The following is a 21,515-nucleotide window of genomic DNA, read 5'->3' as shown; positions in this document are numbered from 1 at the left end:
AGAGTGAGTAAAGATTTTATTGTTGTAAAAGGTGCTAGAGCGCATAATTTAAAAAATATTGACGTAACCATTCCGAGAAATCAGCTTGTTGTTGTGACGGGATTGTCTGGTTCGGGGAAATCATCGTTAGCATTCGATACGATTTATGCAGAAGGGCAGCGTAGATACGTGGAATCTTTATCTGCGTATGCGCGCCAGTTTTTAGGGCAAATGGATAAGCCGGATGTTGATATGATTGAAGGTTTATCTCCAGCGATTTCAATTGACCAAAAAACGACGAGTCGTAATCCTCGTTCAACGGTTGGAACGGTAACGGAGATTTATGATTATTTACGTTTATTATTTGCACGAATTGGTACGCCGATTTGTCCGAATCATGGAATTGAAATTACATCACAAACAGTGGAACAGATGGTAGACCGTGTTCTTGAATATCCTGAACGTACGAAGTTGCAAGTGCTAGCGCCTATCGTGTCAGGGCGTAAAGGTGCGCATGCGAAAGTATTAGAAGATATTAAGAAGCAAGGTTATGTTCGTGTGCGCGTTGATGGAGAGATGCTGGATGTATCGGAAGAGATTACTTTAGAAAAAAATAAGAAGCATTCAATTGAAGTTGTTATTGACCGTATTGTTGTGAAAGAAGGAATTGCAAGCCGACTTGCAGATTCACTAGAAAGTGCTTTAAAGCTTGGCGGGGGCCGAGTTTTAATCGATGTAATGGGAGAGGAAGAACTTCTATTTAGTGAACATCATGCTTGTCCACATTGTGGTTTTTCAATCGGAGAATTAGAGCCGCGTATGTTCTCGTTTAATAGTCCGTTCGGCGCGTGTCCTTCTTGTGATGGACTTGGATCGAAGTTAGAGGTAGATTTAGAACTTGTTATTCCGAACTGGGATGTATCATTAAATGAACATGCGATCGCTCCTTGGGAACCGACAAGTTCACAATATTACCCGCAATTATTAAAATCTGTGTGTAATCATTACGGCATCGATATGGATATGCCGGTGAAAGATATACCGAAGGATTTATTTGATAAAGTGCTGTACGGAAGCGGGGAAGAGAAGCTTTATTTCCGCTATGTGAATGAATTTGGTCAAATAAAGGAAAATGAGATTTTATTTGAAGGTGTTATTCCGAATATTGAGCGTCGTTATCGTGAGACGAGTTCTGATTATATTCGTGAGCAAATGGAGAAATATATGGCAGAGCAAGCTTGTCCGAAGTGTAAAGGTGGACGCTTAAAACCTGAGAGTTTAGCTGTTTTCGTTGGTGATAAAACGATTGCCGATGTAACGAAATATTCTGTTCAAGAAGTACAGGAGTTCTTCTCAACTGTTGAGCTAACTGAGAAACAACAAAAAATTGCTCATTTAATTTTAAGAGAAATTCAGGAACGTGTTGGGTTCTTAGTGAACGTCGGTTTAGATTATTTAACGTTAAGTCGTGCTGCAGGAACTTTATCAGGTGGTGAGGCGCAGCGTATTCGTTTAGCGACACAAATTGGTTCTCGCCTTACTGGCGTACTTTACATTCTTGATGAGCCTTCTATTGGTTTGCATCAGCGTGATAATGATCGTCTTATTCGTACATTGCAGGAAATGCGTGATTTAGGAAATACGTTAATTGTTGTTGAGCATGATGAAGATACAATGATGGCTGCTGATTATTTACTTGATATCGGACCTGGTGCAGGTATTCATGGTGGTCAAGTTGTATCAGCAGGTACACCAGCTGAAGTTATGCAAGACGAGAATTCATTAACTGGGAAATATTTAAGCGGTAAAGAGTTTATTCCGGTACCACTTGAAAGACGTAAAGGTGACGGACGTAAAGTGGAGATTGTCGGTGCGAAAGAAAATAACTTAAAGAATGCGAAAATGTCATTCCCTCTAGGAACATTTGTAGCAGTAACAGGCGTATCTGGCTCTGGAAAAAGTACGATAATTAATGAAGTACTATACAAATCATTAGCTCAAAAGCTATATAAGGCGAAAGCGAAGCCAGGGGCTCATAAAGAAATTAAAGGTCTTGAGCAGTTAGATAAAGTGATTGATATTGATCAATCACCAATCGGGCGTACACCACGTTCAAATCCGGCGACATACACTGGCGTATTTGATGATATTCGTGATGTATTTGCGCACACGAATGAAGCGAAAGTACGTGGGTATCAAAAAGGACGTTTCAGCTTTAACGTAAAAGGCGGCCGTTGTGAAGCGTGCCGTGGTGATGGAATTATTAAAATCGAAATGCATTTCTTACCAGACGTGTATGTTCCGTGTGAAGTTTGTCACGGTAAACGTTACAATCGTGAAACGTTAGAAGTGAAATATAAAGATAAGAATATTTCTGAAGTGTTAGGGATGACAATTGAAGATGGGGTAGAGTTCTTTGCTAATATCCCGAAAATTAAGCGTAAACTTCAAACGCTTGTAGATGTAGGGCTTGGTTATATGAAATTAGGACAACCAGCTACGACGTTATCAGGTGGTGAGGCGCAGCGTGTGAAATTAGCTTCTGAATTACATCGTCGTTCTACAGGGCGTACGTTATACATTTTAGATGAGCCAACGACTGGCTTACATGCACATGATATTGCACGCCTTCTAGAAGTGTTGCAACGTCTTGTTGAGAGTGGTGAGACGGTACTTGTAATTGAGCATAATTTAGATGTTATTAAAACAGCTGATTATATTATTGACCTTGGACCAGAAGGCGGAGACAAAGGCGGACAAATCGTTGCTTCCGGAACGCCAGAGCAAGTAGTGAAAGAAGAGCGCTCTTATACAGGTAAGTATTTAAAAGAGATTTTAGATCGTGATAAAGCAAGAATGAAAGAGAAAATAAAAGAAGTAGAGTTATCACAATAAGTTGTTAATAAAAACCGAGTGGGAATTGCACTCGGTTTTTATTTCACTAAGGAAAACTGGTAAGGTTGTTAGTAGGTATACAAGCATGAAGGGTAGAATAAGTTGATATAAGTGTATGTATGTTACTTGCGTTTACTATCTATTAGCGTATGATGAAATATATATGTTAAAAGGATGTGTAAGGAAATGAGATGGATTGTATCACTTCTTGTAAATAGCGTTGTGTTAATCGCTGTATCTGGACTTTTAAAAGGGGTTGCACCAGACGCATTTTACATAGCCAATATACAAACTGCAATTATTGCGAGTATTATATTGGCGATTTTAAACGTATTTGTAAAGCCGCTTTTAATTTTAATTACGCTACCGATTACTCTTGTAACTTTCGGTTTCTTCTTAATTGTTATTAATGCGATTACGTTAAAGATGACGGATTCGTTATTAGGGGACGCCTTTAATATATCTGGATTTGGTGTAGCGATTGTTGCGGCAATTTGTATTTCTATTTTTAATATGATAATTGAAAAAGTAATTGTTGAACCATTACATGAAAAAAAGAGAAAATGACAAAAAGAAAAACATTTCATAATTCATATGAAATGTTTTTTTCTATTTATTAGAAACCGAGTTTCTTGTTTTCAGAAAAAAATGGTACAATATCCGATAGAATGGAATTTTACATCAAATGAGACTGAACCCGCAGCGGAGTGGAGGTTTATACATATGCCGAAAGTAAGGACAAAAGATTTAATTGAACAATTTCAATTGGAGTTAGTAAGTGGTGAAGAAGGGATTCATCGTCCGATTGATACGAGTGATTTATCGCGACCTGGAATTGAAATGGCAGGATTTTTTACATATTATCCAGCTGATCGCGTGCAGCTTCTTGGGAAAACGGAGCTTACATTCTTTGATACGTTAACGACAGAGCAAAAGCAAGAGAGAATGAAAGCGCTTTGTACTGAGGAGACGCCTTGTATTATTGTAACTCGTAATCAAGATGTACCGGATGAGTTATTACAAGCATCACGTGAATCAGGCGTGCCTTTATTACGTTCTGCTCAAACGACAACGAGATTATCAAGTCGTTTAACAAACTATTTAGAAGGTAAGTTAGCACCAACAACAGCTGTTCATGGTGTGTTAGTAGATATTTATGGTGTTGGTGTTTTAATTACAGGGCAAAGTGGTGTCGGGAAAAGTGAGACAGCGCTTGAACTTGTAAAGCGTGGTCACCGCCTTGTTGCGGATGATAGCGTAGAAATTCGTCAAGAAGATGAAGATACATTAGTAGGGAGCTCACCTGATTTAATTGAGCACTTATTAGAAATTCGTGGTCTAGGTATCATTAACGTAATGACGTTATTCGGTGCAGGGGCAGTACGAAATTATAAACGTATTACACTTGTTATTAATCTTGAAATTTGGGATCAAAAGAAAAATTATGATCGCTTAGGTCTTGATGAAGAGAAGATGAAGATTATTGATACAGAACTTACGAAGATTACACTTCCAGTTCGTCCTGGTCGAAACTTGGCTGTTATTATTGAAGTAGCAGCGATGAACTTCAGATTAAAACGTATGGGAGTCAATGCGGCACAACAGTTCTCTGAACGATTAATGAGTGCGATTGAGTTAGGAAATCAAGAGTAGACTCTGGAGAGGGAGGTCATATATATGCTGTTAGGTTCTGTACCACAGCTTGACCGTATAGCAGTCCAACTTGGGCCGTTCCCTGTTTATTGGTATGGGGTTATTATCGGTACAGGTGTGCTATTAGGTCTTTGGCTAGCAACTCGCGAGGGAGAAAGGCTTGGTATTCACAAAGATACATTTATCGACCTTGTATTAATCGCAGTACCAATTGCCATTCTTTTTGCGAGAATGTATTATGTCATTTTTGAATGGGAATATTATTCGCAAAATCCGAGTCAAATTATTAATATTCGTCAAGGTGGTTTGGCGATTCATGGTGGTTTAATCGGGGCTGTTATTACAGGAATCCTTTTTGCGAAACGACGCGGGCTTTCATTCTGGAAGTTAGCGGATATTGCTGCGCCGAGTATTTTACTAGGACAAGCAATTGGCCGATGGGGAAACTTTATGAACCAAGAGGCGCATGGTGATGAAGTAACGAGACAGTTTTTGGAAGGTCTTCATTTACCGGATTTCATTATTAATCAAATGTACATTGATGGTGTGTATTATCACCCAACGTTTTTATATGAATCATTATGGAACTTTGCAGGTGTTATTTTACTACTCGCGTTACGAAAAGTGAATTTACGCCGTGGTGAATTATTCTTCACATATTTAATTTGGTATTCAGTGGGACGTTTCTTCGTAGAAGGTTTGCGTACAGATAGTTTAATGTTAGGACCACTTCGTATTGCGCAAGTAATGTCTATTGGAATTGTTGTTATTTCTATCATTTTCATTATTGTGAGACGAAAAATGGGGCAAGCTGATAAAAGATATTTAGAAAATTAGAGAAAAGTGGCATCTTATATAAGATGCTGCTTCTTTCATATTCAGGTAATGAAAGGATTAAGGACGATGAAAATAAATACAGTGTTATTTGATTTAGATGGAACGTTAATTAATACAAATGAACTTATTATCTCTTCTTTTTTACAAACGTTAAATCACTATTATTCTAATCAGTATAAGCGTGAAGATGTATTGCCATTTATCGGTCCATCTTTGCATGATACTTTTAGTAAGATTGATGCAAGTAAGGTTGAAGAGATGATTACATGTTATCGTCAATTTAATCATGAGCATCATGATGAATTAGTGGAAGAGTATGAAACTGTATATGAAACGGTTCAAGAATTGAAGAAGCAAGGTTATAAGATCGGCATCGTTACAACGAAAGCGAGACAGACGGTTGAAATGGGATTAAAGCTTTCGAAACTTGATCAGTTTTTTGATGTTGTCGTGACGATTGATGATGTGGAACATGTGAAACCACATCCAGAACCACTTCAAAAAGCACTCGAATTATTAGATGCAAAGCCAGAAGAAACATTGATGGTTGGTGATAATCATCATGATATCGTCGGTGGACAAAATGCAGGTACGAAAACAGTAGCGGTTTCATGGACATTGAAAGGTAGAGCGTATTTAGAAGCGTATAAACCAGATTATGTGCTAGATAAAATGAGTGATTTACTACCGATTTTGTCCCGCATTAACGGGTAGTAAGATTCCTACCGGTTAAAGTGTCACTTTATATAAGTAGAGGAGAGAGTTCAGTGCGACGGACAACGCGCTATCCTGTTTCAGGAGAAAATTCATTGTGGAATGTGTATAAAACAGTTTCTTTTTGGAAGGTAATGAAAAATTTTATTATCATCCAAATCGCACGTTACACGCCATTTTTATCCGTAAAGAATTGGTTATATCGCACGTTTTTACGGATGGAAGTAGGAAAGAAAACGTCGTTTGCACTTATGGTAATGCCAGATATTATGTTTCCAGAAAAGATTACTGTGGGAGACAATTCAATTATCGGCTATAATACAACGCTTTTAGCGCATGAATATTTAATTCGTGAGTATCGGCTCGGAGAAATCGTCATAGGGAATGAAGTTATGATTGGAGCGAATACGACAATTTTACCAGGTGTGACAATTGGAGATGGAGCTATCGTTTCTGCAGGCACACTTGTCCATAAAGATGTACCAGGCGGCGCTTTCGTAGGCGGGAATCCGATGCGTATTATTTATACGAAAGAGGAAATGGCCACTAGAGAAGGTTGATGTTAAAAATGTAACATTTCCCTTCTCTTTTTATGAATAAAAAGGAAATAATTGATTATAATATACTGTTTTGTTTTTTACGGAATCGTTTATACTTATAGATAGAAGAATGTGTGAACGAAGAAAACAAAAAACTGGAGGATATATGGGGAAAAATCAAAGAATATATAAGGAGAACGGACAAGTTATCTCTTTTAATCAGTTAGCGGACTTCTTTTATAAAAAAGGGATGAGGGCTTATAAAGGGCAAAAATTGCAAGATGCAATTAAATATTTTCGAAGAGCAGCACAAAGCGAGAAGGAGCCGTTTATTTTATGCCAACTAGCAATAGCATTATCTGAATCTGGTGAATATCAAGAGTCGAATCAGATATTTCTAAAGCTTGTTAGATCCAATCCTGAACTTGAGCAATGCTATTATTTTATTTCAAATAATTATGCATATATGGGCTTGTTTCAACAGGCGAAGAAGTATGCAGAGCGATATTTAGAAGTTGCGGAAGAGAAGGAATTTGTAGAAGATACATTAGAATTGCTTGAGATTATGGAAGAAGATGCAATGGGTGCGGAAGAGATTGAGGATGAAGATGAGCTAATTGTTATGCAAGAAGAAGCGAACCGCTACATTCGTAACGGACAATTAGAAGAGGCGATTGCTACACTAGAAGTTGTTACGAAAGAATATCCAGAATTTTGGTCAGGACATAATAATTTAGCGATTGCACATTTTCAATCAGGTAATGTAGATCAAGCGCTTAAGTTAACAGAAATGATTTTAGAGAAAAATCCTGGTAATATGCATGCGCTTTGTAATACGCTTATTTTTCTATATTCAATTGGAGAGCATAAGCAAGTAGAGTCATTAGCGGGGCAGTTAGTTTCGATATATCCAATTTCATTTGAGCATCGTTTGAAACTTGGAACAACGCTTGCAACAATTGGTCATTTTGAACCTGCATATAAATGGTTCAAAGTATTAAAGCGTCAAGGGTACGAAGGAGACGTCAGTTTTTATTACTGGTTTGCATACTCTGCGTATATGGTGAAGGAACAGCAAGTAGCTGAAAAAATGTGGCAACATGTTGTAGAATTGCATCCTGATAAAAAAGGAAAAGAACCGTGGAATGCACTGAATTTAGCAGATGAAGGACAAAATCTTTTATTTGAAGAGTTACGAAAATCATTTCAGCAAAGTACGACGCTAGAAGAGAAAATGCTAGCTTTATATTTAATGAATGAATTGTCAACACCAGAGAAGGTTGGATTCTTCTTTGATGTAACGCAAGCGAAAAATGGTGTTCCAATCGTATCGCAACTTGCAAAATATTTCTTTTTACTTAATAGTCATAAAAGCATCCCAGCTGATTTACAGCAATTTGAAAAGTGCGTACGAATCGCGGATGCATTATACAATTATACGAAAAAAGACGATGAATTAATCGAAGAGTGTTTGAATTTTTGGTTTTGCACGTTCATACGTTTATATACATCTGGAGCGACTTTTACAAATGTGTACGGTTGGTCAGCGGCAATTGAATACATTGTGCGCGGCGAACAAAGAAATAAGATGACACAGGCAGAGCTTGGTGATGTATATAATGTATCTGTAGCGACTGTACGAAAGTATGTGCAGGCTGTTAAGCGCACGCACACGTAGGGTAGGCAAATCATTGGGAAAAAAATGATGCTAACAGTATAATGAGGGTAACTTAATGTGTATGAATGAATGGGAGTGAATAGTGTGTCAGAAGAAAAAATTTATGATGTCATTATTATTGGTGCAGGACCAGCTGGTATGACAGCTGCGGTATATACATCTCGTGCGAATTTAAGCACACTGATGCTTGAGCGTGGTATTCCAGGTGGACAAATGGCAAATACAGAAGATGTAGAGAACTATCCAGGTTATGAGTCTATTTTAGGACCAGACTTATCAAATAAAATGTTTGAGCATGCGAAGAAATTTGGTGCTGAATATGCATACGGTGATGTGAAAGCAATCATCGATGGTAAAGAGTACAAAACAATTATTGCTGGTAAAAAAGAATATAAAGCACGTGCAATTATCGTTGCAAGCGGTGCAGAGTATAAAAAAATTGGTGTGCCAGGTGAAACAGAACTTGGCGGCCGCGGTGTATCATATTGTGCAGTATGTGATGGTGCATTCTTTAAAGGGAAAGAACTTGTTGTTATTGGCGGCGGAGATTCTGCTGTTGAAGAGGGTGTGTTCTTAACACGCTTCGCATCAAAAGTAACGATCGTTCACCGTCGTGACACTCTTCGTGCACAGAAAATTTTACAAGATCGTGCTTTCCAAAATGAGAAAGTAGATTTCATTTGGAATCACACTATAAAAGAAATTAACGATGCAAATGGGAAAGTGGGAAGCGTAACACTTGTAGATGTAAACAGCGGAGAAGAACAAGAAGTTAAAACTGACGGCGTTTTCATATACATCGGTATGTTACCATTATCAAAACCGTTTGTTGAGCTAGGTATTACAAATGAAAATGGTTATGTTGAAACGAACGAGCGTATGGAAACGAAAGTTCCTGGTATTTTCGCAGCTGGTGATGTTCGTGAAAAAATGCTTCGTCAAATTGTAACGGCAACAGGCGATGGTAGTATTGCAGCGCAGAGTGCACAGCATTATATAGAAGAGTTAGTAGAGGAACTAAAGACTGTAACAGAAAAATAAGGTTATTTTTCCTTTTGAGAAGAAAGCTACCGATAGGTGGCTTTCTTTTTTTTGTGAAAATGTCAAAGTTTTGTCAAAAACAATTAGGATTATAAGATTTCTTATTGATATACTGGACTTTGCGGAAAAAATCACTATAAGAAATGAGGAATTTATTCAGTATGGAATGGCGTAATATATATCGTGGATTTTGTATGGGCGTTAGTGATTTAATTCCTGGTGTGAGCGGCGGAACAATCGCTGTTGTGTTGGGGATTTATGAACAATTGCTCGCAGCAATTAGCGGATTCTTTAGTCGTGAATGGAAAAAACATTTAGCGTTTTTAATCCCACTTGCAGCTGGTGTAGCGGCAGCTTTTCTAACGTTAAGTCACGTTATTAAATATTTATTAGCAAGTCATTATGAACCGACTCAATTTTTCTTTCTCGGTTTAATTATTAGTATATTACCGATGTTAATGAGAGAAGCTGATGCAAAGGCAACGTTTAAAGGTAGTCATATTGTCTTATTAATAATTGCAGCAATTCTTGTTGCAATAACAGCATTCTTTAAACCAGATCAGGCAGCTGATCCGATTACGACGTTAACAATTTTAAATGCAATTGGTTTATTTTTCGCAGGATGGATGGCTAGTATGGCTATGCTTCTTCCTGGAATTAGTGGATCGTTTATTTTATTAATTATTGGTGTGTATCCAACAGCAATTAACGCTTTAACTACACTCAATTTACCGTTAATCGTGGTTATCGGTGCCGGCGTGATGGCTGGGTTTGTTGTAAGTAGTAAAGGAATTAGTTATTTGTTAGATCGTTATAAAAGTATGACATTTGCGGCAATTATTGGGCTCGTTATCGGGTCGATTGTCATTGTGTTCCCTGGAATTCCGACTGGTGGAATTTCAATTGTAAGTTCAATTATTACTTTTATTTTAGGATTTGCGGTTGTTACTTATTTCGGTAAGAAATAAGTATTTTAATCCCCTTAACGATACAAATCGTTAAGGGGATTTTTATGTGCTATTCATGGAAAGTAAGGTATTTTGATTGCTTGTTACAGAAAGAATTTTTACAATTGCTTAGCGAAAGGGGACTGGCACCTTCGTTGTAGCAAACTGTTTTTGATAGTATAATGAAATGAGTATGCAGTGAGAAATTTTGCTGCAAGTAGCTGAGGTGAAGAAACATGCAAAGAGTGACAAACTGTGTGTTAATTAGAGATAATGAAGTACTCTTACTCCAAAAACCTCGCCGGAATTGGTGGGTTGCACCGGGCGGGAAAATGGAGCGTGGTGAGACAGTAAGAGATACCGTTGTTCGCGAGTATCGTGAAGAAACAGGTATTTATTTAAAGAATCCAGCATTAAAAGGGGTCTTCACTTTTGTCATCCAAGAAGGTGATAAAGTTGTTTCTGAATGGATGATGTTCTCCTTTTTAGCAACAGATTTTGCAGGAGAAAACAAATTAGAGAGCGAAGAAGGCATCATTGGTTGGCATACATTTGATAAAATTGATGATTTAGCAATGGCACCAGGAGATTATCACATTATTGATTATTTAATTAAAGGGAATGGTATAATCTACGGTACATTTGTATATACCCCAGATTTTGAGTTGCTTTCATATCGATTAGATCCGAGTTAAACCTGCAAGGAGAGGATACGATGACAGAGAATAATGATATAAAAATGGTAATTATTACAGGGATGTCTGGAGCTGGAAAGACGGTAGCGTTACAAAGTTTCGAAGATTTAGGATATTTTTGTGTAGATAATTTACCACCGATGTTATTGCCGAAGTTTATTGAACTTATGGCAGATTCAAAAGGTAAAATGAATAAAGTGGCACTCGGTATTGATTTACGTGGCCGAGAGTTTTTTGAATATTTATGGGGAGCGCTTGATGATTTATCAGAACGTACATGGATTATTCCTCATATTTTATTTTTAGATGCGAAAGATAGCACACTTGTAACTCGTTATAAAGAAACGAGACGTTCGCATCCACTTGCGCCAACTGGCTTGCCGTTAAAGGGAATTGAAGCTGAGCGTGGTTTATTAACTGATATGAAGGCAAGAGCGAATATTGTGCTTGATACATCTGATTTGAAACCGAAAGAATTACGAGAAAAAATTGTTCACTTATTCTCAACAGAAACTGAGCAAGCATTTCGTGTAAATGTTATGTCATTTGGATTTAAGTACGGAATTCCAATTGATGCTGATTTAGTATTTGATGTTCGTTTTTTACCAAATCCATATTATATTCCACATATGAAGCCATTAACAGGACTGGATGAAGAAGTTTCGTCGTATGTGTTGAAATTTAATGAAACACATAAGTTTTTAGAGAAATTGACGGATCTTATCACTTTCATGCTGCCTCATTATAAAAGAGAAGGTAAGAGTCAACTTGTAATTGCGATTGGATGTACAGGTGGGCAACATCGTTCTGTTACGCTTACAGAGTACCTTGGGAAACATTTGAAACCAGAGTATAGCGTTCATGTATCTCATCGTGATGTGGAGAAGAGAAAGGGCCATTAAGGGATGAAAAAAGAGAGAAAACCTAAAATTGTTATCATGGGAGGTGGAACTGGACTTTCTGTTTTATTAAGGGGATTAAAACAATATCCTGTTGATATTACAGCAGTTGTAACAGTAGCCGACGATGGAGGCAGTTCAGGTAGACTACGTGATGAGCTAGAAATTCCACCTCCAGGTGATATTCGTAACGTACTTGTTGCGTTATCGGATGTAGAACCATTAGTGGAGGCTTTATTTCAGCACCGTTTTACAACTGGAGACGGACTGAAAGGGCATGCGTTAGGAAATTTATTATTGGCAGGTATGACTTCGATTACAGGAGACTTTTACCACGCGATTACGGAAACGAGTAAAGTATTAAATGTCAGAGGACGTGTATTACCAGCAGCGAATCAAAGTGCGGTACTTCATGCAGAATTAGAAGATGGAGAAATTGTAACAGGTGAATCAAAGATTCCTCATTTCGGGAAGAAGATTAATCGTGTCTTTTTAACTCCAGAAGATGTAGAACCGTTATGTGAAACGTTGACGGAAATTAAACGAGCTGATTTGCTTGTTTTCGGTCCAGGAAGTCTGTACACAAGTATATTACCGAATTTAGTCGTTAACAAAATTGGAGACGCTGTTCTTGCTGCAAAAGCGAAGAAGGTATATGTATGTAATGTTATGACGCAAGCGGGCGAAACGAAGGGTTATACTGCGTTTGATCATGTGCAGGCGTTACATGATCATTTAGGTAAACCATTTATCGACACTGCGATTGTAAATAATCGTGATATTCCTCGTGAATTACGTAAGTTATATGAGGAAGAGATGTCGGAACCAGTTGCACTGGATACAAATCGTTTTGCTGAACATAATATCGAAATCATTCAAGATCGATTAGCGAAATATGATGATCGTGTTGTAAGACATGATACATTAAAGTTAGCTTCTATTTTATATTCATTGTTATAAATGTGCGTTGCCTCATTTGAGGTAACGCTCCTCATTCATATAGGACAAGATTTTTGTTCCAAAGTAATAGTATAAGGAGGTGTTGACTGTGTCATTTGCATCAGAAACAAAGAAAGAGTTGACCAACCTTGAAATGAAGGAATGCTGCGAGAAATCAGAATTATCGGCGTTGCTTCGAATGAACGGATCGCTTTCTTTTTCAAACCGTCGCCTATCTATCGATATTCAAACGGAAAATGCAGCAATTGCAAGAAGGATTTATACGCTTTTGAAAAAAGGATATGATGTGACGGTAGAATTACTTGTTCGTAAAAAAATGCGATTGAAGAAAAATAATGTATATATCGTGCGGCTTGTTGAGAAGTCTCGTGAAATATTAGCAGATCTTCACATTGTTCGAGATGACTTTTCGTTTATTCGAAATATATCGCAGGAATTAATCGAGAAGAAATGTTGTAAACGATCGTATTTACGCGGTGCATTTTTAGCAGGTGGTTCAGTAAATAACCCAGAAACATCATCTTATCATTTAGAGATCTTTTCGTTATATAAGGAACATAATGATTCTATATGTGAACTGATGAACGGATTTGATTTAAATAGTAAGACGTTGGAAAGAAGAAAAGGGTACATTACGTATTTGAAAGAAGCTGAAAAAATTACAGAGTTTTTAAATATTATAGGTGCTCATAATGCACTTTTAAGATTTGAAGATATTCGAATTGTTCGCGATATGCGTAATTCAGTAAATCGTTTAGTTAACTGCGAAACAGCTAATTTAAATAAAACAATTGGTGCAGCGCTAAGGCAAATTGAGAACATCCGCTATATTGATGAGACGGTTGGGCTTGATATTTTGCCAGATAAATTAAGAGAAATTGCACAGTTACGAAGAGATTATCAAGATGTAACATTGAAAGAGTTAGGTGAGATGGTATCCGGGGGGAAAATTAGTAAATCGGGTATTAATCATCGTTTGCGTAAAATCGATGAAATTGCAGAGAAATTACGCGCGGGGGAAACAGTAGCAAAAAAATAAAAGGTTAAAGGGGAAATGGAGCTGTGGTTCAAAAACTGGTTAAAGTGGCATTAAAAAACGGCTTACAAGCACGTCCGGCTGCGTTGTTTGTACAAGAGGCAAATCGCTTTCATGCGGATATCTTCATCGAGAAAGATGGAAAGACAGTGAATGCAAAGAGCATAATGGGGATTATGAGCTTAGCAATCGGAACTGGTAGCATGATTACAATCACAACAGAAGGTTCAGATGCAGAAGAGGCTTTGGAAGCATTAACTGCATATGTACAATAAAGGGTTATCGCGAATGTGCGATAGCTTTTTTTATTTTTCTGTTTGTGGGGTGCGTGATACCCTTGTACATAATAAAAAGCGCCCTGTAATAGGGCGCTTCCGCTTTTAGATGTATCCAGCTCCGGCGCCTTTCACCCCTTCATTCGAGGCAAAAGGCGCCTCGGAATCAGGGGTTCCAACTTCCTCCTGTTCTAAACGAGCCGCCTCCGCTTTTAGGTGTCTTAACGATTTGTAAAGATCTTATCGATTAAGCCGTATTCTAGAGCTCTTTCTGCTGTCATGAAGTTGTCGCGGTCTGTGTCGCGTTGTAGAACTTCAAGTGGTTGACCTGTGCGGTCAGCAAGAATTTGGTTTAATTTTTCACGTAAGAATAGGATACGTTTTGCAGCGATTTCGATTTCAGTCGCTTGACCTTGTGCACCGCCAAGTGGTTGGTGAATCATTACTTCACTGTTAGGAAGAGCGAAACGTTTTCCTTTTTCACCTGCTGCAAGTAAGAATGCACCCATAGATGCAGCCATACCGATACAGATTGTTGATACTTGTGGTTTAATAAACTGCATTGTATCGTAAATTGCCATACCAGCTGTGATAGAACCACCAGGGCTGTTGATGTAAATGTGAATATCTTTTTCTGGATCTTGAGATTCCAAGAATAAAAGCTGGGAAACGATTGAGTTTGCTACGTTGTCATCAATTGCGCTACCAAGCATAATGATGCGATCCTTTAATAGTCGAGAGTAAATATCGTAAGCGCGTTCTCCACGATTTGTTTGTTCAATTACTGTAGGAATTAAATTCATCTGTTATTTCCTCCTTTAAAAGCTTTCTTAGTCTTATAATACAATTATGGTCAATGAAGGTCAAACGAAACCACTTTAAATCAAAAAATATGTAGTTGTATCATGATTTATTCGCTATGTTTTTAAAATTCCCTGCTTATGTATCTTCAACATCATAACCGAATTACATAAATTTAAACGTGATTAATGGTGTGGAAAAGGCAAAAGAACGCCTTTTGTATAGAAGCGTTCTTTCATTTTTTATTCTTTTAACAGATAGGTTACTTTATTTAAGATTTTCTCGATTTGTTTTGCGTTTTTACTATACATATCACTCGCTGATTTTGATTTTGTTTCTAAAGAGAATAATTCAAGATCAGCATTGCATTTCTTTAAGGATGCCAATAGTAAAGGCTTGTTTTGAGGAGAAGGCATTTGGAGTTTATCATTATAGATGTCGATAGTAAGTTGTCCGTATGAATCAACTTGACCAAGAAAGACATTTTCAATGACAACACCGAGTTTTTCTAGCTCAGAATGTAACCAAGCGCGATTATGTCCGCTAGCAGAAAGAGGTTCATCTAGTACATTTCCATCCATAATAACAGTTTGCGGTTCTTTTTCGTTTGGCACTTTTAAGCTGATATCTTTTGCTGTAAGTGGTTGGCGATCTTTCTTTAATAATACATTTAATTCACCGCTCGGTTCTAGTACAGCAAATTCAACATCAGCTACGCTGAACGCATTTTTTCCTCTGAGAAGCTCAAGTAATTCATCACTTGTATACTTTTCTTTCTTTAAATTATCTTCAAGTATTTTGCCATCTTTTATTAATACGGTAGATTTTCCTTCAAAAAAATCTCGAGCTGTTTTGTTCTTTAAAGAGAGGATTCCAGTGAAAAAAGGTACCACAGCGAAAATGAGTATCGCAAAGACGCCGTGGAAAAATTTTGAATCAAGCCCTGTAGATACTTGGGCAGCGATGTCACCGATTGTCATTCCGGCTATGTATTCAAAAAAGGAGAGCTGAGAGATTTGTCTTTTTCCTAACCATTTCGTAATAGCGAATAAAATAATTAATATGAATACAGAGCGAAGAATGACAAGTGTCCATTCCGGCAGGTGAGACATAGTCATTTCCTCCAGTCTACTTAAAACCCTTTATATTGAGGTTCTTCACGTTCTAATACTGAAACTCTATTCTGTAAATCGGTGATGATGCTGTCCATTTCTAACATACATTTATGAAATACACGTTTTGATTCCGCGTCCTGTGAATTTAGTGAAAGGGAGCTTAAACTTGCTTGAGCGCCCCTTACACTGGCAAGGCAGGTTTTAACGCTAGCGATAACTGTCATACGAACACCTTATCCTTTCGGTTTGAATAGCAATGCTCCAATGAAGCCGAAAATAATGGCGGCTGATACACCAGCACTCGTTACTTTAAACATGCCGGTAATAACGCCGACGATGCCATGTTTGGCTGCTTCCTCCATCGCGCCATGAACGAGGGCATTACCGAAACTTGTAATAGGCACAGTTGCCCCAGCGCCTGCAAAGTCTATTAATGGTTCATACAGATTGAATCCATCTAATATAGCTCCAGCAACAACGAGTGTTGCCATCGTATGAGCGGGAGTTAGTTTGCCGACATCAAACATAAGCTGTCCGATTACGCATATGAGTCCACCAATGACGAAAGCCCAGAAAAAAATCATTGCGTTGCACCTCCAAATTCAATCGAAACAGCGTGAGCGATACACGGAATCGTTTCTTCCTGTTGGAATGTAAGTGGAGATAGTAAAGCGCCTGTCGCAACGACAAGTATTTTTTTGAATTCTCCTCTTTTCATTCGGTTTAATAAATGTCCGTATACGACTGTTGCTGAACAGCCTGGACCACTTCCACCAGCTATGACAGGTTGACCTTCTCTATAAATGATGATTCCGCAATCTTGAAATTGCTCGCTCTTTACTTTTGTTCCATGTTTATGTAGTAGGTCGTAAGCAATTTCGCGACCGACATGTCCAAGGTCACCTGTTACGATTAAGTCGTAATAAGAGGCGTCAATTTGTCGTTCGCGTAAATGAGCTTCAATCGTATCGACAGCAGCTGGGGCCATCGCACCACCCATATTAAAAGGATCTGTTAGTCCCATATCAATAACTCGTCCAATGGTGGCCGATGTTACTTGTGGACCATATCCAGTGTCGCTTAAAATAGCCGCGCCTGCACCGGTCACTGTCCACTGAGCCGTAGGAGGTTTTTGACCACCATATTCAGTTGGATAGCGGAATTGTTTTTCTACCGCAGCGTTATGACTTGATGCCCCAGTTAATAAATACTTTGCGCCTTTTGCATTTACGATACTTGCGCCGAGTGCTAAGCCTTCCATAGAGGTAGAACAGGCGCCGAATAAACCGAGATAAGGTGTTCCGAGTGTGCGACATGCAAAGCTCGTTGGAGTTATTTGGTTTATTAAATCCCCTGCGAGTACGAATTGAATATCGTCTTTACGGAGCTTTGCCTTTTCGGTAGCGCGGCTACAAGCTTCTTCAAATAAAATTTTATGCGCCTTTTCGTAAGAATCTTGTCCGAGCCATAAATCTTCATGCAGGGTATCGAAGTCTTCAGGGATTTTTCCATTTGCCTCAAATGGGCCACCGACTACACCTGTTGAGATGATAACTGGTTTGTTTTCGAATATCCATGTTCGGTGTCCTTGTAACATTTACAGCCCTCCCCATTGAAAGAGAATCGTTTTAATAAGAGCGATGACAAAAGCTGAAAATACGCCAAATAAGATGACCGATCCTGCTAGTTTAAACATGTTACCACCAACGCCGAGAACGAACCCTTCTGTACGGTGTTCAATACATGCGGCAATAACAGAGTTACCAAATCCAGTAACGGGAACTGCGGTACCAGCACCAGCAAATTGTCCGAGGCGATCGTAGACGCCAAATCCCGTCAGTAGCATGGAGATAAAAATAAGAGTTGCAACGGTAGGGTTCCCGGCAGATCTTTCAGTGAAATCAAAGTACGTAATATAAAAGGTGGAAATCAGTTGGCCTATTAGACAAATTAATCCCCCGACGAAAAAAGCTTTCATACAATTTTTTAAAACGGGGCGCTTCGGTTCGCGCTGTTGTTCGAATTTTTTATATTCTTGTTGCACAGGTGTTAAATTTTTATCTTTACTAGACATTTGAATCCTTCCTTCTCTTTTAGAAAGCTTAAATATTAGATCCCATTTCTGATTGAATGAGTTTTAACTGTTCTTTAATGTCATCCTTACTCACTTTCTTTTTCTTAATTTTGTTTTCAAGTTCTTCTATGAGCATAAAAATCTTTTTGTCTGTACTTACACGAATATCGAAAGTAGGGTTTTCATCACTTAGCTTCTTTTTTAATTTACTTCGTAAAGGTTTTAAACCAAATCTTTCGTGATGTTCAGGTTTAACGGCTATGTAAAGATCTAAATTTGTATTAACTGCGGTAGCTTCTATAATTCCCTCCATAGCAAGAGCTTTTTTCTTAGCGTCTTGCGATATAGATTGATTAAAGGATTCTGTACTCATTTTTGTTAATTTAGGGCCCTTTTTCTCATCTGCCCGCTTAGCTTCTTCTTTCTTTACTTTTTTATCTAACGGGCTATTATCACATCCGGTAAGTGAACCGAATAGGAGCATAAATAACGCGGTTATGATTCCAAGTTTTCGCATTATAATCATTCCATTTCTATTGCATTATGTAATTTGAGAAAAAAGGATGATTGCATATCACCCTTTTTCTCAAATTGTGTACCATTAGATACAATGGCACCTTTGGTTATTGCTGTGTGTATTGTGGTTCTTCTTGCTGGACTTCTTCAACACGCGGGTTTAAAGAATCGATAATTGTTTGTGTTTGCTGCGCAGCTGTTTGGAAAAGTTGCTTTGCTTGTTGGTTATCCGTATCAAGAGCGAATCCCTCTAAGCTAGCTTGTGCACTTTTTAATCCAGAAACAGTTTGCTTTAGTTTTGTAATTACAGTCATTGAATGAAGCCCCCTTTGGAATATCAATTCAAAGATTATAATTTGTGAGTTGGGGTGAATTTATGATTGGAAAATTTAGGTTTTTGAAGTTAAAGCTTTGATTCAAGCGTCAATGAATTCTGTGTTATAGTGGCGCTTTATAAGATGGAAGAGGATAATATGTAATTCATGATGTAGGTATGTTACCTGTTGAAGATTAAAAAGTAACTGAAAATTACATGAGGTTAAATTTCTGGTTATTCACAAAAAACATATCGATAAAATATATATATTTCTATTCTTGTAGTTATTTTCAATTTAAAATAAAATTTTCTTGTATAGTAAAAAAAGGATGTGTTCAGTTTTAAAAAAATAATATCTTCATTATCTTATTCGTTCAATCGAAGTCATTCACGAAAGAAGAACGTTATTAAATCAACGTTTCTTTTAATGCATAAAACATTTACGAATTGTTTTGTTCATCGAAAGTCTTGCGAATTCTTTTAAATCAACGTTTAAAAGAGAAAGTCGAAAGTAACAAAAGTCATTTATGTTGTATTCGTCATTCATCAAAATGAATACGCTATTCACCACAAGCCAACCCAAACGAAAATTTTCCGAACCCTCCAAGCCACCCCGCTGAGCCGTCGCAGGAGTCCCTTAGAGATAGTATTTGTGATTTTTGAATCAGGGGGTTGATCTCTCGCGAAGTCCTGACGCAGCCCAGCGAATTGTCTTTTACCCAATTCTCGCCGAGTTTCTACTATCAAAGAAAATAACGTTTCTAATGCGATTGGGCAGCCGTTATCGGAACTTACCCCCGACAGTGTGTTAAAATTAATCGAAGCGGAAAACGAGGATCTCCAATTGACTGGACGTGTAATCGGTTGGACAGTTTAAGAGGGTTGTATAAAAAGGGAGATGGCGCAAAGATGGTGAGATCAAAAGAGAATGATTTAACGGAGAAATTGGCAGAAGGTCACCGAGAATATGGTGACGGCAACTTTACAGTACAGAACATCGGTGATGAAACTAACCCGAATTGGACTGTCGTAAAAAATGTGAGGAAGGGATCGGCAGGCATTCGTGAAGGGGAAGATATATTTAGCCTGCGATCAAAATATATAAAATAGTGCGGAGATGGGCGGGCATCACTTCGCCTGTCTTTTTTTTATAGACTATATGCGTTCTATTTCGATTTAAGTAGATTAAGGGGGAACGAAAGAAGGAAAACTGCGCGCTAAAGCTAGTGTAGAAGAGGTTTTTATGCTTGCGTATTAGGTTAGCGTCAGGATATAATATCCATATGTAAAGAAGCGAACGTCTACGTGTTGGTGTTCGTATCCTACGTTTAACTTTCGGTAAGAACAAGTCGGAAGAAGACGGAGGCAAACCGTTGATATTATCGTAATAATCATGCGCCCATAGCTCAGTCGGATAGAGCGGTGGTTTCCGGTACCACGTCTGCCGGGGGTTCGAATCCCTCTGGGCGCGTTATGTATTGTTGTTGTGATGTGTTCTATTTAAAAGTATTGAGTAAATAGAACATAATAGCGTGAAGAACGTGTTGAAAATTAATAGTAAATCTAAAGAAACCCCTTGTATGTGATTAGAAATAATCGTGTATAGGGGGTTTTTCGTTATGAAAAGAATTAAAGAGTGAAATGCAATTCAAATCAGAACAGATTTTAGCACTAAAAGAAATTGTAACGAGATATATTGCACAAGCGTATTGTTAAGTTGCTGAACGAAGATATGACACGTAAGATAGTAGTGATTCACAAAGCAATAGGGACAGGCTAGCCGTCTTTGCCAGTAAGCTGAAGTTTAATAAAAGTGATCATCTTTCGTTGGCATTATCGGACTTTCTTGACCGTTATGAAGGAGAAGAAGAATGAAAAAAGGTTCTCGCAAGCTATTTGAAATAAAATCGTTTCTTACATGTATTGAAGAAGAGGAGTGCGGAGAAAAGGTCTATTATGTAACGATGGAACATCAAAACAGTAGTGTGACTCGTCACAAGATAACGAAAGATGATGCATTCGAAATGTTAGTTGCGTATGCAAAATGAATACCTGAAATAATGGAGGTCTTCATGGAAGATGAAAATTTCAATGAAGTTTATAAGATAACGGCATCGCTAGGTATTTATTGCAGTTAAGTAAAAAGTACATGTCATAAATGTTGTTCACTTGTAAGAATAGACCCTGGAAAAATAACTCAGAGGTAATCCAAGTCACAATTCGAAAATTACACAAAGCAGATAAACAAGAAAGTATCTTTATAGCAAATCGCAACGCTGTGAATTTGGTGCGTGTGGTACTCGTAGAGGATACGAACGGAATTAATCTATCAAATGAAAATGCGACAATGGTGAAGAAACGTGTAATATTCGATATGTACTCGCCATTGTAAAAAAGGTCTGAACTTACAAGTATAAGTTCAGACCTTTTTTTATTATCACTTGTTATATCTGATAATAAGATTTACTATTAGTATGTGGTAATAATTTTTATTGCGCTATTATTTTCTTTCAATATTATTCAAATTTCGGTTGTAAGATCTAAA

Annotated in this window: 23 protein-coding genes, 1 tRNA gene and 1 pseudogene; 17 read left to right on the top strand and 8 right to left on the bottom strand. The window is 37.8% G+C overall.

Annotation, left to right across the window (positions count from 1 at the left end; genetic code table 11):
• The first annotated feature begins 3 nt into the window (after positions 1-3).
• The 14 genes from uvrA (at position 4) to MKY90_RS26180 (ending at position 14,148) form a co-directional block, all read left to right on the top strand.
• Positions 4-2,874 carry an excinuclease ABC subunit UvrA gene (gene uvrA, locus MKY90_RS26245; protein WP_341092936.1) on the top strand — a complete coding sequence of 957 codons (2,871 nt, stop codon included), beginning with the start codon at positions 4-6 and terminating at the stop codon, positions 2,872-2,874.
• A 186-nt stretch (positions 2,875-3,060) separates the two neighbouring features.
• Entirely contained in the window at positions 3,061-3,441 is a 381-nt protein-coding gene (locus MKY90_RS26240; protein WP_002089574.1) for a phage holin family protein, read from the top strand.
• Positions 3,442-3,597: 156 nt separating this feature from the next.
• A complete protein-coding gene (gene hprK, locus MKY90_RS26235) occupies positions 3,598-4,527 on the top strand; it encodes an HPr(Ser) kinase/phosphatase (RefSeq protein WP_002016091.1) in 930 nt (309 codons plus the stop codon).
• Between the two features lie 24 nt (positions 4,528-4,551).
• Positions 4,552-5,364, top strand: coding sequence for a prolipoprotein diacylglyceryl transferase (gene lgt / locus MKY90_RS26230; protein ID WP_002034719.1), 813 nt, complete (start codon positions 4,552-4,554; stop codon positions 5,362-5,364).
• A gap of 66 nt (positions 5,365-5,430) precedes the next feature.
• Positions 5,431-6,078 carry a pyrophosphatase PpaX gene (gene ppaX, locus MKY90_RS26225; RefSeq protein WP_341092934.1) on the top strand — a complete coding sequence of 216 codons (648 nt, stop codon included), beginning with the start codon at positions 5,431-5,433 and terminating at the stop codon, positions 6,076-6,078.
• A gap of 53 nt (positions 6,079-6,131) precedes the next feature.
• Positions 6,132-6,638 carry an acyltransferase gene (locus tag MKY90_RS26220; protein ID WP_002139159.1) on the top strand — a complete coding sequence of 169 codons (507 nt, stop codon included), beginning with the start codon at positions 6,132-6,134 and terminating at the stop codon, positions 6,636-6,638.
• A gap of 145 nt (positions 6,639-6,783) precedes the next feature.
• Positions 6,784-8,295, top strand: coding sequence for a tetratricopeptide repeat protein (locus MKY90_RS26215; RefSeq protein WP_341092932.1), 1,512 nt, complete (start codon positions 6,784-6,786; stop codon positions 8,293-8,295).
• Between the two features lie 84 nt (positions 8,296-8,379).
• A complete protein-coding gene (trxB, locus tag MKY90_RS26210) occupies positions 8,380-9,336 on the top strand; it encodes a thioredoxin-disulfide reductase (protein ID WP_002089563.1) in 957 nt (318 codons plus the stop codon).
• Between the two features lie 161 nt (positions 9,337-9,497).
• Positions 9,498-10,304: a DUF368 domain-containing protein gene (locus MKY90_RS26205; protein WP_341092930.1), complete on the top strand. Its 807-nt coding sequence runs from the start codon at positions 9,498-9,500 to the stop codon at positions 10,302-10,304.
• A 215-nt stretch (positions 10,305-10,519) separates the two neighbouring features.
• Complete coding sequence (locus MKY90_RS26200; protein ID WP_002124062.1) at positions 10,520-10,978, top strand: NUDIX hydrolase; 459 nt, start codon at positions 10,520-10,522, stop codon at positions 10,976-10,978.
• A 20-nt stretch (positions 10,979-10,998) separates the two neighbouring features.
• A complete protein-coding gene (gene rapZ / locus MKY90_RS26195; RefSeq protein ID WP_002016084.1) occupies positions 10,999-11,880 on the top strand; it encodes an RNase adapter RapZ in 882 nt (293 codons plus the stop codon).
• A gap of 3 nt (positions 11,881-11,883) precedes the next feature.
• Positions 11,884-12,837: a gluconeogenesis factor YvcK family protein gene (locus tag MKY90_RS26190; protein ID WP_002016083.1), complete on the top strand. Its 954-nt coding sequence runs from the start codon at positions 11,884-11,886 to the stop codon at positions 12,835-12,837.
• Positions 12,838-12,925: 88 nt separating this feature from the next.
• Entirely contained in the window at positions 12,926-13,876 is a 951-nt protein-coding gene (gene whiA, locus MKY90_RS26185) for a DNA-binding protein WhiA (RefSeq protein WP_002016082.1), read from the top strand.
• A 23-nt stretch (positions 13,877-13,899) separates the two neighbouring features.
• Positions 13,900-14,148: an HPr family phosphocarrier protein gene (locus MKY90_RS26180; RefSeq protein ID WP_002016081.1), complete on the top strand. Its 249-nt coding sequence runs from the start codon at positions 13,900-13,902 to the stop codon at positions 14,146-14,148.
• A 221-nt stretch (positions 14,149-14,369) separates the two neighbouring features.
• Here MKY90_RS26180 and clpP read toward each other — a convergent pair whose 3' ends face one another.
• The 8 genes from clpP to MKY90_RS26140 all read right to left on the bottom strand — a co-directional run bounded on the left by clpP (position 14,370) and on the right by MKY90_RS26140 (position 18,968).
• On the bottom strand, positions 14,370-14,951 hold the full coding sequence (gene clpP / locus MKY90_RS26175; protein ID WP_001049156.1) for an ATP-dependent Clp endopeptidase proteolytic subunit ClpP: 582 nt from the start codon (positions 14,949-14,951) through the stop codon (positions 14,370-14,372).
• Between the two features lie 240 nt (positions 14,952-15,191).
• Positions 15,192-16,061 (bottom strand): DUF421 domain-containing protein, encoded by an 870-nt coding sequence (locus tag MKY90_RS26170; protein WP_002016080.1) that lies wholly within the window; start codon positions 16,059-16,061, stop codon positions 15,192-15,194.
• 20 nt (positions 16,062-16,081) lie between these two features.
• Positions 16,082-16,288 (bottom strand): DUF1657 domain-containing protein, encoded by a 207-nt coding sequence (locus tag MKY90_RS26165; RefSeq protein ID WP_341092928.1) that lies wholly within the window; start codon positions 16,286-16,288, stop codon positions 16,082-16,084.
• Positions 16,289-16,297: 9 nt separating this feature from the next.
• Positions 16,298-16,648: a stage V sporulation protein AE gene (spoVAE, locus tag MKY90_RS26160; RefSeq protein WP_000575919.1), complete on the bottom strand. Its 351-nt coding sequence runs from the start codon at positions 16,646-16,648 to the stop codon at positions 16,298-16,300.
• Entirely contained in the window at positions 16,645-17,661 is a 1,017-nt protein-coding gene (gene spoVAD, locus MKY90_RS26155; RefSeq protein WP_063218048.1) for a stage V sporulation protein AD, read from the bottom strand. The genes spoVAE and spoVAD overlap by 4 nt, the downstream gene beginning before the upstream one ends.
• Positions 17,662-18,138: a stage V sporulation protein AC gene (spoVAC, locus tag MKY90_RS26150; protein WP_002129887.1), complete on the bottom strand. Its 477-nt coding sequence runs from the start codon at positions 18,136-18,138 to the stop codon at positions 17,662-17,664.
• 28 nt (positions 18,139-18,166) lie between these two features.
• Positions 18,167-18,655: a YhcN/YlaJ family sporulation lipoprotein gene (locus MKY90_RS26145; protein ID WP_002167400.1), complete on the bottom strand. Its 489-nt coding sequence runs from the start codon at positions 18,653-18,655 to the stop codon at positions 18,167-18,169.
• A 106-nt stretch (positions 18,656-18,761) separates the two neighbouring features.
• On the bottom strand, positions 18,762-18,968 hold the full coding sequence (locus tag MKY90_RS26140) for a DUF1657 domain-containing protein (RefSeq protein WP_000216167.1): 207 nt from the start codon (positions 18,966-18,968) through the stop codon (positions 18,762-18,764).
• Positions 18,969-19,879: 911 nt separating this feature from the next.
• Between MKY90_RS26140 and MKY90_RS26135 the strand changes: the two genes are divergently transcribed.
• The 3 genes and pseudogenes from MKY90_RS26135 to MKY90_RS26125 all read left to right on the top strand — a co-directional run bounded on the left by MKY90_RS26135 (position 19,880) and on the right by MKY90_RS26125 (position 21,108).
• Positions 19,880-20,080 (top strand): hypothetical protein, encoded by a 201-nt coding sequence (locus MKY90_RS26135; protein ID WP_002129884.1) that lies wholly within the window; start codon positions 19,880-19,882, stop codon positions 20,078-20,080.
• 285 nt (positions 20,081-20,365) lie between these two features.
• Positions 20,366-20,441: transfer RNA gene (locus MKY90_RS26130), tRNA-Arg, on the top strand.
• Between the two features lie 400 nt (positions 20,442-20,841).
• Positions 20,842-21,108: pseudogene (locus MKY90_RS26125) on the top strand (hypothetical protein).
• Positions 21,109-21,515 lie beyond the last annotated feature (407 nt).

This window comes from Bacillus sp. FSL P2-0099 (assembly GCF_038007445.1).
Classification (GTDB): Bacteria; Bacillota; Bacilli; order Bacillales; family Bacillaceae_G; genus Bacillus_A; species Bacillus_A mycoides.
This window is presented reverse-complemented; position numbering and strand designations above follow the sequence as displayed.